Source organism: Henriciella sp. AS95, assembly GCF_038900055.1.
GTDB lineage: Bacteria > Pseudomonadota > Alphaproteobacteria > Caulobacterales > Hyphomonadaceae > Henriciella.
Genome location: NZ_JBBMQM010000001.1, coordinates 752,343 through 765,744, shown reverse-complemented (window position 1 = coordinate 765,744; position 13,402 = coordinate 752,343). Strand labels below are relative to the sequence as shown.

Here is a 13,402-nt window from a genome sequence, read left to right as displayed (position 1 = left end):
CTAGCCGCGGAACCCGGCCTGGCGATTGAGCATGGCCATCTTGCGATGCATGTCAGCCACGTCCGAAACCTCGATACGCTGCACCTGATCGAACTCGAAATCGCGCTTCTGGCCATACTGGGCCTCATAGGCGCGGTCGAATTTCTCGGCCGTCAGCTTGCCCTCAAACGCGTACTGATCGTACGCGTCGGACGCATCTGCACGTCGGCCGCCCGGCAGGTAGATGGCGCCGGACCCGAAATCGACAGCAAAGGCGATGAGGCCAGGTACCAGGAATAGCAGCAGGCCCAGCCCATCGAGGATCACAACGGCGGTATCAAGGCGCCCGCCTGTCTGCCCGCGGCGTTCGGGGTAAAGCAGCGTTCCGCAGGCGCTGAGCGGTGCGGCAAGCGCGGTGGTTCCGGCCAGCATGAGCAGGCGGCGACGGGACTGATCCATGAGATACCCTCCTTGGGTGGCGACCCCTCTTCTGGGGGCGAGAACAGACTGCATTCGACTGATGATAGCTGTAAACGCTGCCCGGCCCGATTTAATTTGCCGTTAATGTCTGCCGCGCGCGGCTTGACCAATGCAGCCCCATACGCCAATCGCTCCTGCGCATGTCTCTCAAGGATTACCCCCACACCCCCGACGGTCGCTACTTCGTCGCCAATGGCAAACTCTGGCGCTGTTCGAATCCGCGCCTGACGCCAGCAGGGCGCAAGGCGCTCATGAAAAATCTGATGGCGGCCCGCCGCAAGGTGAAGGAAGTCCAGAACAATGAGCGCCTGCTGAGGGCGGCCCGGCGTCAGGTCAACGCCGCCAAGGAAGCGCTTGGGGAACGCGGCCCGGTCTGGTGGGATGACGGCGCACCCGACGAGACGATGAAACACCCGAAGGGGTCATCCTATGCCGACTGGTGGGACAGCCTGCCCGAAGAGGCAAAGGAACGGGGCCTCGCCGCGCCCCGCAGCGCCAGGACTGACTAGCCAGCCGGGCAGTCGGCCTCATAGCGAACCGCGATGAAGGCGACCGGATCATTGTTCGAATAGTTTAGCGCGTAGAACGGGTCAGACCGCGTTTCACATCGGCCGAGCGCCGCCGAAGACGCCTCCACTTCGGCAAATTCAACCTGCGCACGCTGGTCTTCGAGATTGACCAGATAAACAACCGGATAGGCAGCCTCATCATCCGGCAGGACGCTCGGCGTCTCAGGCGGATGAAGGTTCTGCGTACCGAGCGTCAGCACATAGGACGGCTCTGCATAACCGAGCGCCAGCACGCGGTCCGGCCCGGCCTCGCCGTCGCAAGCCTGATGCGGAATCCCGCACACCTCTTCCAGCGCGAGCTTGGCCGTTTCGGTTGCCTGCACCCAGGTTTGCGTCGGCAGGACAAAGATGCGCGCCTGCCAGCCAAGGAGTATACTTGCCAGAACACCGCCCAGTACTGCGAGGGGAATGCGGCGCACAGCCAGGGCAATACCACCAAGAAGGACAGCGCCCGCGCCCATATACCAGAAAAACATCGGATAATCGGTTGCGCCGGCCCACTGCGCCATGACGGCGCTTTCTTCGACGGTCTTGAAATCACCCGCCTTGTCCGCCTGCAGCGCCTCAACTGCCCACGGTGAGGTGAAGCCCGCAAGCGCGACACCACCGATCAGGAACAGAATGAGTGAGACGTAGCGTGAAATCACAGCCCGGTTACCCTCGATCAGCTTCACCGCCGCCCAGCCGCACAGAAGGGCAAAGGCAGGATAAGCCGGAAGGATATAATGGCTGAGCTTGGTGAGGAGTAATTCGAAGAAAATCCAGGTGGTCACGGCCCAGGCGACGAGGAATTTCAGCCCGTCACGGTCGACATCTCCGAGCGATTCCAGCGTCTTGTGACGCAAATACCGCCAGGTCAAAGCGACAGCCGGGACCAGTAATAGAATGCCCGGGAAGAACCAGGCCGGCAGGTGCATGAGATGATAGCCCGGCAATCCGCCATGCCCCTCGGATGCTGACACCAGCTTGTCCTTGAGGTCCTTACCGACGGCGCCCTCGACATAGGTGCCCTGCGTCGCGATCTGGATCATGATGAACCATGGCAGCACCATCAACACGGTGATCAGCGGTCCCGGCCACCACCACAGCGCGCGCATCCAGTCACGGTCGCGCCGGTCCCAGAGCCAGAGTACCAGCACCGCCATTCCGGCCACGAGCGTGATGACCGGCCCTTTGATCAGGAAGCCCGCGCCATGGATTATCCAGAACGCCAGGGCGAGCCGCTTGTCATTATCCTTGCGAAGATAGAGCCGCAGCAGACAGCCCATCGCCGCCGTGATCAGGAAGACGAGAACGCCATCCGTCTTTGAGATGTGCGCTTCCGATGTCAGCAAAAGACTGGAGCCAAACAAGGCCGCGCCAATGAAAGCGCCGCGCCGACCAATCGCTGCGATACCTAGCCAAAAGCAAGCAAGCGTCGCAAGCCCGGCCCCGATCCAGCTCGGCACACGATACGTCCAGACCTCCAGATGTTCGCCTTCGCCGAAAGCGGCTGTCGCGCCTGCCTGAAGCCAGTGAATGCCAGCCGGCTTCTTGTTACGGTACTCATCCTGATATCGGATCGTGATGTAGTCGCCGGTTTCGAGATATTGCTTCGAGGCTTGCGCGAAGCGGCTCTCGTCACGGTCAAGCGCCGGCAGATTGAACACGCCAGGTGCGGCTGCCGTAATCGTCAGCGCAAACAGCAGGACCCAGGCTTTCCAGCCGGTCGAGAGGCGATCAATCCAGTTCATCTGCGCTGCGTTGTAGACTGTATTGGCTGTCGGCGAAACGGCTTTGGCTCGTCTCTTACATATGCAGCTTTGATTTCGGTGCGGCCCACTCTAGGCTGCGCGGCAAGGATTGGCATTTAAGGGGTTGCGGCATGAAGGCCTGGTTCAGGATTGATCTGTGGAAGCGCGTGATGATCGGCCTCGTGCTCGGCACTGCGATCGGCCTCGTCATTCGCTATACGATGAGCGAAGCTGAAGCCTCAGCCGTCGGCAACTACTTCAAGCCTTTTGGCGACCTCTTCCTCAATCTTATCCGGATGCTGGTCGTCCCGCTCATCTTCCTGACGCTGGTCTCAGGCGTTCTGGCGATGGGAGACCCGAAGAAGCTCGGCAGTCTCGGTGGCCGCGCCATTGCCATCTATATGGGCACAACGGCCGTCGCCGTTACGATTGGCCTCATCATGGGCACGCTGCTGCAGCCCGGCGCAGGCTTTGATGTCAATTCAGTATCCGCTGACGATATCGAGGCGACGCGCCAGCGGCTTGAAAGCGGCGGTGCCATGGAAACGGTCGGCGTGTTCGAGCAGATCATGCGGACCGTTCTTTCCATCGTCCCGACCAATCCTGTCGCCGCGATGACAAATGGCGATGTCCTGCCCGTCATCTTCTTCGCCATCATGTTTGGCATTGGTATCCTGCTCGCGGGCGATGCCGGCAAGCCGGTTGCAGATGTCTTCAACTCCGCCTCTGAAGCGATCCTGAAGCTTACTCTGCTTATCATGGAAGTCGCACCGTTCGGCGTGCTCGCCCTGATGGCCTGGGTGATGGCCGCCTACGGCCTTTCTGTGGTCGCAGCGCTCGGCATGATGACGCTCGCTCTTTATCTTGCGTGCGGCCTGCACATGCTGCTGACGCATGGTTTCCTGATCAAATTCGTCGCGAAACTGCCGCTGCTTCCCTTCTATCGCGGCATTACCGACGCGCAGATGGTCGCCTTCTCAACCTCGTCCTCGAACGCGACCCTTCCCGTCACCATGTCCGTGGCGCAGAAGAATCTCGGCGTCAAAAAGCCCGTCGCCTCCTCCGTGCTGCCGCTCGGCGCGACCATTAATATGGACGGCACGGCGCTTTATCAGGGGCTGATTGCGCTGTTTGCGGCCCAGGCGCTCGGTCTCGAGGTCGATTTCGGCATGTATGTGACGGTCGCCGTGATGGCGACGCTGGTCTCAATCGGCACCGCCGGTATCCCATCCGTCAGCCTGTTCCTTGCCACAACAACGCTTGGCGTCATTGGCGCCAACGAAACCCAGATGCTGCTCATCCTCGCGCCGCTTTTTGCCTTCGACCGCCTGCTCGACATGATGCGGACCGTGACCAACATCACAGGTGACCTCGCTGTCTCGACGGTCGTGGCGAAATGGGAAAACGAATTTGATGAGGGGATCTACCGCGCCGAGGACAATGTCACCGCCGAGATCGACCGGACAGTGACTCACGAGACTTAGGCTCGAGCGGCCAAAGTCTTCTTCACGCTCTTGCCGATCATCCGCGCTTCTTTTTCGCGCGGGCTTCCAGCGCGCCAGGCAATACCGATCTGACGTCCGATAACCGGCTTGTCGAACTGACGAATTTTCACGTCCGTACCCGTCCCGAGACCGGCTTCGGCCGCGATTTTCGGCACGAGCGAAATACCAAGGCCACCCGCCACCATCTGAACGAGCGTTGCCAGCGACGTCGCCGACACGTTGGACGGCGACGCAGAAGGAGACAGCGCACATGCCGCGATCGCATGATCGCGCAGGCAATGGCCGTCTTCGAGCAGCAACACATCTTCACCATTCAGGTCTTTGGGCGACAGCTTCTTGGCTTTTGAAAGCTTGTGGTCCTTTGGGGCAATGAACAGGAACTCATCGTCCCCCAGTGTTTCGGTTTCGATGCCGGGCGACTCCCAGGGCAAGGCGATCAAGGCGGCGTCCAGCGTGCGGTTGCGCAATCCCTCTATGAGCCGATCGGTCTGGTCCTCTCGAAGGTATAGCTTCAGTTCGGGGTGCCCGGACCTCAAGGCCGATAGCGTACGCGGCAGCAGATAGGGCGCAAGCGTCGGAATGGCCCCAAGATGAAACGGGCCGGTCAACGGCGTGCCCGCCTGGTGGGCGGCAGAGACCAGATCGGCAGCGCTCGAAAGAATGGCCCGGGCGCGTTCAACGGTTTCTTCGCCAGCCCGCGTCAGGGACGCTCCCCGCGCCTCTCTCTCGACCAGTTGAACCCCAAGAATGGCTTCCACTTCCTTGATAGCTGACGATAGCGTCGGCTGCGTCACATTCGAGACGTCGGCCGCGCGCGAGAAAGAACGCTCATCGGCGAGCGCACAGAGAAATTGAAGCTGTCTCAACGTAGGCAGGTGCATAGATATAATCTATCGAAACAATTTTATTTATCAATTGGATTTTACCAACAACTGCATGCCAAAGATGCATTACAGAAGCAACTTGCAATGCATTTTCGCATAGCAGATATTACGAAAGGTCCTCCCATGCTTGGTATTGGCGACATCCTCCCTGACTTCAAAGTCGTCGGCGTAAAGCCGAAGTTCATGCAACACGAGCAGAACGGCGAAAGCGCGTTCGAAGAGCTCAACCGCGACAGCTTTGACGGTAAGTGGAAAGTTATCTTCTTCTACCCGAAGGACTTCACCTTCGTCTGCCCGACCGAGATCGCAGAGTTCGGCCGCCTTGCGGGCGAATTCGAAGACCGTGACTGTGTCGTTCTCGGCGGCTCCACCGACAATGAATTCGTCAAGCTCGCTTGGCGCCGCGACCACCAGGACCTCAACGAATTGCCGATCTGGCAGTTTGCTGACACGAATGGCTCGCTCGTCGACGGCCTTGGCGTGCGCAACCAGGACGAAGGTGTCGCCTATCGCGCGACCTTCCTGGTCGACCCGCACAACGTCATCCAGCACGTCTACGTCAACAACCTCAATGTCGGCCGCAACCCTCAGGATACGCTGCGCGTTCTCGATGGCCTGCAAACCGACGAGCTTTGCCCGTGCAACCGCCCGGTTGGCGGAGATGTCCTGAACATCGCGGCCGAATAAGCCGCTGACGTTCAAGCGTTAAATAGCAATGACAGTCCAGCGCCGCCCGGCCCGTTCGGGCGGCGTGTTCCTGTCTACCCTCTCAGACTTCAAGATATCCGGAACAATACAATGTCGATCGACACACTGAAATCGGCCCTGCCCGATTATGCCAAGGACCTGAAGCTCAACCTCGGCTCCCTGTTTAACGAAACCATCCTCGACGATGAGCAGAAATATGGCTGCATGCTCGCCTGCGCCTACGCGGTCGGTACAGGCGATATCGTCAAGGGCATCGCGGCCGAGACAGACGGTAAGCTGAGCGAGGAAGCGACGAAGGCCGCGAAGGCTGCCGCGGCGATCATGGGCATGAACAATGTCTATTACCGCTCCATCCACCTTCTCTCCAACGAGACCTACCGCACCCTGCCAGCGCGGCTGCGCATGAATGTGATCGGCGCGCCCGGGATTTCGAAAGCGAATTTCGAACTGTTTTCCATGGCGGTCTCTGCCGTGAATGGTTGCGGCATGTGCCTTGACGCGCACGAAGCCGAGCTGCGCAAGGCCGGCATGACATCAGAGCAGATCCAGGCGTCGCTGCGCATTGCATCGGTCGTCAATGCAGTCGCCCGCGTGCTGGAAGCAGAGAAAGCTGCCAGCGAATAGCGGCACGCAGAATAATTGGGACTGCCCGCTTGAGTGTTTCCCGTTCGTCGCCCCTGAATTGAATACTGTTCACATTCAGGGGCGACGGCGGCGTGGACGGGGATCACATTTTTGCGCGCAGCGTTGCACAGCGTTCGCTTTCGAACGACAATGGACCTCGCAATGGAACTCAATGCTCCCGGTCTCGAAACATCAATGATTCGACTTCAGCCCCTGGCTGAAGAGCATCGCGCCGTGATCCACAACAGGAACGCGATCAATGACATGTGGAAGTTCATGCCGGTCATTCCTGACGGTCACAATCTGAACGCCTATTTCGACCATACGCTACGCATGTCGCAGCTCGGCACAGGTCAGGCTCTGGTTGTCCTGTCAAAGGAAACCGATGAACTGATCGGGATCGCGGCGTTCATCCTTCCGAACCGGCTGCACCGGCGTGTACGCGTCGGCTATACCTGGCTGGAAGAGGCTCACCGCGGGACCGGCGTTGCAACACATGTCCAGTACCTCATGATCAAGCGATCGATTGAATGGCGGGCCCGACGGGTCGAATGGCTGATGTCATCACGCAGCGAGCGGGCCTTCGCGCACATCGAAAGCCTTGGTGCCATCCACGAGGGCACATTGCGAAAATACTCCAGAATGGCGGATGGCAGCTGGGCAGACGTTTATGTGTTTTCGCTGATCGATGACGAGATAAGAGCCGCGCTGGACAAGATCGGCGCAATGATTGGTGAGACGCTACCAGCGCCTGGCGCTTGATTTACCGGCCATGACGTGCTTTACGCACGCGAAATCCGCGCAAAACATGAAGCGCGCTTTTCCGAGGCTATGAACTCGGCGAAGCCCCCGCCCGGCGAAGTTTCGCTCAGCGGGGCTCTCATGCTTTGCGCGAATGGCACGGAGCGCTTACCTGTCACCTATTGGCAGACGAGCAAGGAGTATCGCGATGTTTGACGCGCTGACAGACCGCCTTGGCGGCATATTTGACGGACTGACCGGGCGCGGCGCCCTGTCGGAGAAAGACGTCACGGCAGCCCTTCGCGAAATCCGCGTGGCGCTGCTGGAAGCCGACGTCGCCCTGCCGGTCGTCAAGGACTTCATCAGCAAGATCAAGGAACGCGCGGTTGGCGAGGAAGTCATCCGTTCGGTGAAACCTGGCCAGCAGGTCATCAAGATCGTCCATGACGGCCTTGTCGACATGCTGGGCGGCGAGGATGCCGAGACAGGCCTTCGCGTCGACAATCCGCCTTCCGTCATCATGATGGCCGGCCTTCAGGGCTCTGGTAAAACAACGACCACGGCCAAGATCGCCAAGCGCCTTGCCGAACGTGACAAGAAGAAAGTCCTCCTGGCCTCGCTCGACGTTCGCCGTCCGGCCGCGATGGAGCAGCTTGCCATCCTCGCCAAACAGGTTGGCGGAAGCGTTACCTCGCTGCCGATCGTCGAAGGTCAGATGCCGGCAGAGATCGCCAGGCGCGCGCTGCAGGCGGCCAAGCTTGGCGGCCATGATGTCGTCTTCCTCGACACCGCTGGCCGCACGTCCATCGATGAGCAGATGATGGCCGAGGCGGCCGAGATCGCGAAGATCGCGCAGCCCAAGGAAACCCTCCTCGTCGCTGACGCGCTGACCGGTCAGGACGCTGTCGAGACGGCCCGTCGCTTCCATGAGCGCCTGCCGCTCACCGGCCTCGTCCTCACCCGTATGGACGGTGACGGCCGCGGCGGCGCCGCGCTCTCCATGCGCGCGGTCACGGGCCTCCCGATCAAATTCCTCGGCACGGGCGAGAAGCTCGACGGCCTCGACGCCTTCGAAGCCAAACGCGTGGCCGGACGCATCCTCGGCCAGGGCGACATCGTCTCCCTCGTCGAAAAAGCCGGCGACCAGCTCGACGCTGAAAAAGCCGAGCGCATGGCCAAGAAAATGCGCAAGGGCGAGTTCGACCTCAATGACCTCGCCGACCAGCTCAAGCAGATGCAGAAAATGGGCGGCCTTGGCGGCATCATGGGCATGCTGCCCGGCGCCAAGAAAGCCAAGCAGGCCCTCGCCGCCGCGAATATGGATGACAGCGTCCTGAAGCGTCAGGAAGCGATCATCTCCTCCATGACCAAGAAAGAGCGCGCCAAGCCCGCCCTCCTCAATGCCTCACGCCGCAAGCGGGTCGCCGCTGGTGCGGGCGTTTCGGTGCAGGACGTCAACAAGGTGCTGAAAATGCACCGCCAGATGGCCGACATGATGAAAAAGCTCGGCAAGGGCGGCATGAAGGGCATGATGAATGCGCTCGGCGGCGCGGGCGTCTCTCCGACAGATATCGCCAAGATGGGCAAGGGCGGAATGCCGGGAATGGGCGGCGCCATGCCTCCAGGCGGTCTTCCCGGCCTTGGCGGGGGGAAGAAGAAGTGAGCGACGAGAAAAAGACCTTCACCATTACCGAGACAAGACTTCGTGTTGTCCGGGCGATTGGCGCGTTTGTGATCCTCAGCGGCCTGTTTCTCGAATTTGTAGACCTTGGCAGCTTGAGCAATTTCAGCGACAAACTCATGTATCTTGGTTTCGGATGGGTGGTCGCGACGCTGATCCTTGACCCGAAAATGAGGGCGAATAAATGAGCGCCCTCCCAGAACTCGAACGCCTCCGCGCCAGCATCGACAATATGGATGCGATCCTGCTGCATACGCTGGCAGAGCGCTTCAAGCTGACCCAGCAGGTCGGCCACCTGAAGGCCGAGCATGATCTGCCACCATCGGACAAAGCCCGCGAAGCCCGCCAGATCGAGCGCCTGCAGCGCCTCGCCAAGGAGAGCGGCCTAGACCCGGCCTTTGCCGAGAAATTCCTCAATTTCATCGTGGCCGAAGTCATTCGCCACCATGAGCAGATCAGGGATGGCCAACACTCATGAGCCATTCCGCACAATATCCGCAGACACCTGCACAGGCAGGTGTCCATGGACAGCCCTTTCCCCGTCGTGCAGCCGCTGAGGTCGCACCATGGGTCCCTGCCTTCGCAGGGACCGGCGGCAAAGGATTACGCCCCAGTCTTGCTCCTCACAAGCAAGGCGAAGGCGCAGTGGCCGCTGGCGCATACCAGCGATCAGCCACGAGCAAACACTAAACCAGAGACGCCATAAGACACTTAAGGAGATACACCATGGCCCTGAAAATCAGACTCGCCCGAGGCGGGTCCAAGAAACGCCCCTTCTACCGCGTTGTCGTTGCTGACAGCCGCGCCCCGCGCGACGGCCGTTACATCGAGAAGATCGGCACCTACGACCCTCGCCAGCCGAAAGACAGCGAAGAGCGCATCAAGATCGACGCCGAGAAAGCCGCTGAATGGGTCGCCAAAGGCGCCAAGCCGACCGACCGCGTCGCTCGCTTCCTGAGCCAGATGGAAGTTGACGGCAAGCCAGTGGTCGCCTGGGAGCATGGCAACAACCCGAACAAGGGTGAGCCAGGCACGAAGGCGAAAGAACGCATCGAGGAGAAGGCTGAAAAAGAAGCTGCCCGCAAGGAAGCTGAAGCCGAAGCCAAGAAAGCCGCTGAAGAAGCCAAAAACGCTCCAGCCGAAGAAGAAGCGCCTGCTGAAGCCGAAGCTGAAGAAGCACCGGCCGAAGAGGCTGCTGAAGAAGAGAAAGCCAGCTAAGGCGGGTCTCTTTCGAGCATTTCAGGCCGGGCGGGAAACCGTCCGGCTTTTTTTGTTCGCAATGGGATTGGAATACTGTTCGCGTGCTGCATCTGGCCGCTTCATCCTTCGACAGGCTCAGGATGAAGCGGCCGAGTGCTGTGACAGAACCCGGCGCTGCCTACATCTGCATCGTCCAGCCTTCGACGCCCATGGCGGCCTGGCGGACGGCTTCTGACATGGTCGGGTGCGCATGGCAGGTGCGGGCCACATCTTCCGATGCCGCGCCAAATTCCATGGCAACGCAGATTTCGTGGATCATCTCGCCAACGCCGACGCCCATCATGTGGGCACCGAGGATGCGATCGGTCTTCGCGTCTGCGAGGACTTTCACGAAGCCTGTCGTCTCATGATTGGTGCGCGCGCGGGAATTGGCCTGGAAGGGGAATTTGCCCTTCTTGTACTCGATGCCCGCTTCCTTGAGTTGCTCCTCGGTCTTGCCGACCCAAGCGATCTCCGGATTCGTGTAAACGACGCTAGGCACGAGATTGTAATCGACATGGCCCGCCTTACCGGCGATCAGCTCAGCGACGGCCGCACCATCATCCTCAGCCTTGTGGGCAAGCATCGGGCCGGGGATACAATCGCCAACAGCCCAGACACCATCTGCCACCTTGAAGTGGTCGGTGACCTCGATCACCCCGCGCTTGTCGGTCTTCCCGCCAACCGCTTCGAGGCCGAGGCCTTCAGTGTATGGACGGCGTCCGACGGCAACAATGACAGCATCAGCATCAAGCACTTCCTCATCGCCGCCCTTGGCCGGCTCCATGAAGAGCTTGAGTTTGGATTTCATCTTTTCGACGCCGGTCACCTTCATGCCGAGACGGAAGTCGAGGCCCTGTTTCTTGAAGACGCGCTGGGCTTCCTTGGCGATCTCATTGTCAGCGCCCGGCATGATCCGGTCGAGATATTCGACAACGGTCACATCTGAGCCGAGGCGCGACCAGACAGAACCAAGCTCAAGACCGATCACGCCCGCCCCGATGAGGATCAGCTTCTTCGGTACCTCTTTCAACGCGATGGCGCCGGTATTGGTCACGACGCGCTCTTCATCGATTTCGATGTTGGGCAGCGTCGAAGGCTCGGAGCCAGTTGCGATGACGATGTTCTTTGTGGTCAGCGTCTTGCCGTCGACGTCGACCTTGCCGGGGCCGGTGATCTTGCCGAAGCCCTTGATGTAGTCGACCTTGTTTTTCTTCATCAGGAATTCGACGCCCTGGGTGAGGCCTTCGACGGCATCATCCTTCTGGCCCATCATGGATTTCAGATCGAGCTCTACCTTGCCTGTCTTGATGCCAAGGCCTGCGAACTGGTTCTTGGCGGCATCGAACAGCTCGGACGCATGCAGCAGAGCTTTTGAAGGGATACAACCGACGTTCAGGCAGGTCCCGCCCAGCTTGCCGCGCTTCTCGATGATCGCCGTCTTGAGGCCAAGCTGGCCCGCGCGGATCGCGCAATTATAGCCGCCGGGGCCACCGCCGATGATGACGACGTCATATGTGTCTGCCATGGAATGTCTGCCTTGTAGGATCGCAAGTGATTGACTCGTCGCGAACCTAAGCACTGATCTGTCGAAATCAATGCGGCTTTGTCGTCAATTCCTGTGGGTCAGAAGCAGCACGCCGCTGATCACCATCAGGAAAGGGGCGAGCACCGCCTCATCGCGCCAGAGGGTGTAATCGGAGCCGTACCCGACCAGAGCGCCTGTCAGGACAGCGAAGACCAGCGCGCCGGCCGTGAACACGTATGCACCGCCGCGCACGCTCAGCACGGCCAGAATACCCCCAACAATCATGAGCGGCGTTGAAATGAAACGAAGAAGCGTGGTCGGTGGATTGAGCAGTTCCGTCACGAAGTCAGATCCAAACGAGATCTGCCGCATCACCGGATTGATAGTTTCCCAGAGCATCCAGGTCGCGACAACGATTCCGACAAATCCAGCGAGACGCCTGATCAGCATGGCACACCCTCCCCTGTCTCATCATGGGGTCCTGCAATTGCCAGTCGTGAGGTATGGCAAGCCGGGCAAACCGGCAAGGGGTGCTATGAGACGGGCTCAGCCGTATCGTAGACGACCTCGTCATCATGTTCGGCCTCGCGGCGCAGAACCACCAGGGCGAGGAAAAGAATGGTGAGGATGGAGAGATACAGGTAATCGTCGCGCCAGACGGAAATGTCGTGGCGTCCCTGGATCACACCAAAGGCGACGCAGGCGAACATGAAGGTTGAAAGCCCAGCGAGCCAGGCCCCGCCCTTTCGTTCAGTGAGGGCTGCAAGACCGGCAAGAAAGGCCGCCAGCGCCGACATGATACGCATGGTCACGCTGGGCTCCATTATCGCGCCCGGAATCGTCACATTGTAGGTGGAGTGGATGAAGTGAGCCAAGCCAACGCCGACTTGCCACATGAACCATGTACCGAGGAGGCCGAGGCAGAAGCCGCAAAACTGTCGGAATCTCATCTTGGTTGGCTCCCTCTCGCCGAGACTGCCTCGAACGCTAGCCACATGTCCTCAAAACTTTCTGAACAAGGTCGTCAAAGTTGACACGAACCTGGTAGGGTTTCAGCGTCCACGCCGTGCCTTCATGCGGCGGCCTTCGGCAGCAAAATGCGCGCGCTGGCGAGCAATCGCGGCCGGAACGGGGCCCCGGCGGCGAACCGGGCGTACTGTCTCTTCAGCGGGCGCCGAGCGCGCCTCTGATCTGGCGATTAACGCCTCGAACTGCTCCTTGCTGAGCTGTACGCTGCCATCTTCTTCACCGTCTTCGCTCACCACTTCGCCGACACGTCGTCTCCGCAGGAGCGCCACTGCAATGCCAAGCAGGATGATCATCACAGCCCCACCCGCGACCATGCCCTCCGGGCCACTGGGGTTGCGCCACCAGCCCTGCTCGAAATCAACCAGATAGAAGCTTGGTGTCGCCGACACACAGCCCATGATGTACCAGATGATCGATCCCTTGCGCCGCGATGCGACACAGATCGATGAGGCGTAGAAACAAAGCGCTGCCAGGAAGTATGGCGCGCCATAAGCAAAGCCGAGTTCCCGCCAGTTAATATTGCTGAGACCCAGCGACGGGTCGGGATGAAAGAACAGGCCCAGAAACATCATGATGCTCGGCCAGCGGATCGCCGTCAGCGCGCCAAAGGCGAACACGATGGAAATGCCGGAAATAAGGAGGGCAATCAGGCGACGAGGCATGACAGAGTTGTAAACAATCGTGATTTACACGGCATGAATG

The 13,402-nt window shown here is 60.0% G+C and carries 16 protein-coding genes; 9 read left to right on the top strand and 7 right to left on the bottom strand.

Features of this window, described 5'->3' with window-relative positions; all coding sequences use genetic code 11:
- On the bottom strand, positions 1–438 hold the full coding sequence (locus WNY37_RS04060) for a hypothetical protein (protein WP_342972179.1): 438 nt from the start codon (positions 436–438) through the stop codon (positions 1–3).
- A 161-nt stretch (positions 439–599) separates the two neighbouring features.
- Between WNY37_RS04060 and WNY37_RS04055 the strand changes: the two genes are divergently transcribed.
- On the top strand, positions 600–968 hold the full coding sequence (locus WNY37_RS04055) for a hypothetical protein (protein ID WP_342972178.1): 369 nt from the start codon (positions 600–602) through the stop codon (positions 966–968).
- Here WNY37_RS04055 and WNY37_RS04050 read toward each other — a convergent pair.
- Positions 965–2,761 carry a glycosyltransferase family 39 protein gene (locus WNY37_RS04050; protein WP_342972177.1) on the bottom strand — a complete coding sequence of 599 codons (1,797 nt, stop codon included), beginning with the start codon at positions 2,759–2,761 and terminating at the stop codon, positions 965–967. The genes WNY37_RS04055 and WNY37_RS04050 overlap by 4 nt on opposite strands.
- A 131-nt stretch (positions 2,762–2,892) precedes the next feature.
- On the opposite strand from WNY37_RS04050, the gene WNY37_RS04045 reads away from it, so the two are divergent.
- Positions 2,893–4,245 (top strand): dicarboxylate/amino acid:cation symporter, encoded by a 1,353-nt coding sequence (locus WNY37_RS04045; protein WP_342972176.1) that lies wholly within the window; start codon positions 2,893–2,895, stop codon positions 4,243–4,245.
- On the opposite strand, the gene WNY37_RS04040 is transcribed toward WNY37_RS04045, so the two are convergent.
- The gene (locus WNY37_RS04040) at positions 4,242–5,147 is read right to left on the bottom strand and encodes a hydrogen peroxide-inducible genes activator (RefSeq protein WP_342972175.1); all 906 of its coding nucleotides are present in this window, start codon (positions 5,145–5,147) and stop codon (positions 4,242–4,244) included. The two genes, WNY37_RS04045 and WNY37_RS04040, sit on opposite strands and share 4 nt — an antisense overlap.
- A 126-nt stretch (positions 5,148–5,273) precedes the next feature.
- Between WNY37_RS04040 and WNY37_RS04035 the strand changes: the two genes are divergently transcribed.
- The 7 genes from WNY37_RS04035 (at position 5,274) to rpsP (ending at position 10,122) form a co-directional block, all read left to right on the top strand.
- A complete protein-coding gene (locus WNY37_RS04035) occupies positions 5,274–5,837 on the top strand; it encodes a peroxiredoxin (protein WP_342972174.1) in 564 nt (187 codons plus the stop codon).
- A gap of 111 nt (positions 5,838–5,948) precedes the next feature.
- Complete coding sequence (locus WNY37_RS04030) at positions 5,949–6,482, top strand: carboxymuconolactone decarboxylase family protein (protein ID WP_342972173.1); 534 nt, start codon at positions 5,949–5,951, stop codon at positions 6,480–6,482.
- A 162-nt stretch (positions 6,483–6,644) separates the two neighbouring features.
- Positions 6,645–7,244, top strand: coding sequence for a GNAT family protein (locus WNY37_RS04025; RefSeq protein ID WP_342972172.1), 600 nt, complete (start codon positions 6,645–6,647; stop codon positions 7,242–7,244).
- Between the two features lie 187 nt (positions 7,245–7,431).
- Positions 7,432–8,886 carry a signal recognition particle protein gene (gene ffh / locus WNY37_RS04020; protein WP_342972171.1) on the top strand — a complete coding sequence of 485 codons (1,455 nt, stop codon included), beginning with the start codon at positions 7,432–7,434 and terminating at the stop codon, positions 8,884–8,886.
- Complete coding sequence (locus WNY37_RS04015) at positions 8,883–9,092, top strand: hypothetical protein (protein ID WP_342972170.1); 210 nt, start codon at positions 8,883–8,885, stop codon at positions 9,090–9,092. Before ffh ends, WNY37_RS04015 begins: the two co-directional genes overlap by 4 nt.
- On the top strand, positions 9,089–9,382 hold the full coding sequence (locus WNY37_RS04010) for a chorismate mutase (RefSeq protein WP_342972169.1): 294 nt from the start codon (positions 9,089–9,091) through the stop codon (positions 9,380–9,382). Before WNY37_RS04015 ends, WNY37_RS04010 begins: the two co-directional genes overlap by 4 nt.
- 248 nt (positions 9,383–9,630) lie before the next feature.
- Entirely contained in the window at positions 9,631–10,122 is a 492-nt protein-coding gene (gene rpsP, locus WNY37_RS04005) for a 30S ribosomal protein S16 (RefSeq protein WP_342972168.1), read from the top strand.
- A 160-nt stretch (positions 10,123–10,282) separates the two neighbouring features.
- On the opposite strand, the gene lpdA is transcribed toward rpsP, so the two are convergent.
- The 4 genes from lpdA to WNY37_RS03985 all read right to left on the bottom strand — a co-directional run bounded on the left by lpdA (position 10,283) and on the right by WNY37_RS03985 (position 13,362).
- Positions 10,283–11,671, bottom strand: coding sequence for a dihydrolipoyl dehydrogenase (gene lpdA, locus WNY37_RS04000; RefSeq protein WP_342972167.1), 1,389 nt, complete (start codon positions 11,669–11,671; stop codon positions 10,283–10,285).
- Between the two features lie 84 nt (positions 11,672–11,755).
- Positions 11,756–12,121: a hypothetical protein gene (locus WNY37_RS03995; protein WP_342972166.1), complete on the bottom strand. Its 366-nt coding sequence runs from the start codon at positions 12,119–12,121 to the stop codon at positions 11,756–11,758.
- An 83-nt stretch (positions 12,122–12,204) separates the two neighbouring features.
- Positions 12,205–12,621, bottom strand: coding sequence for a hypothetical protein (locus WNY37_RS03990; RefSeq protein WP_342972165.1), 417 nt, complete (start codon positions 12,619–12,621; stop codon positions 12,205–12,207).
- Positions 12,622–12,723: 102 nt separating this feature from the next.
- Positions 12,724–13,362 carry a hypothetical protein gene (locus WNY37_RS03985; RefSeq protein ID WP_342972164.1) on the bottom strand — a complete coding sequence of 213 codons (639 nt, stop codon included), beginning with the start codon at positions 13,360–13,362 and terminating at the stop codon, positions 12,724–12,726.
- Positions 13,363–13,402 lie beyond the last annotated feature (40 nt).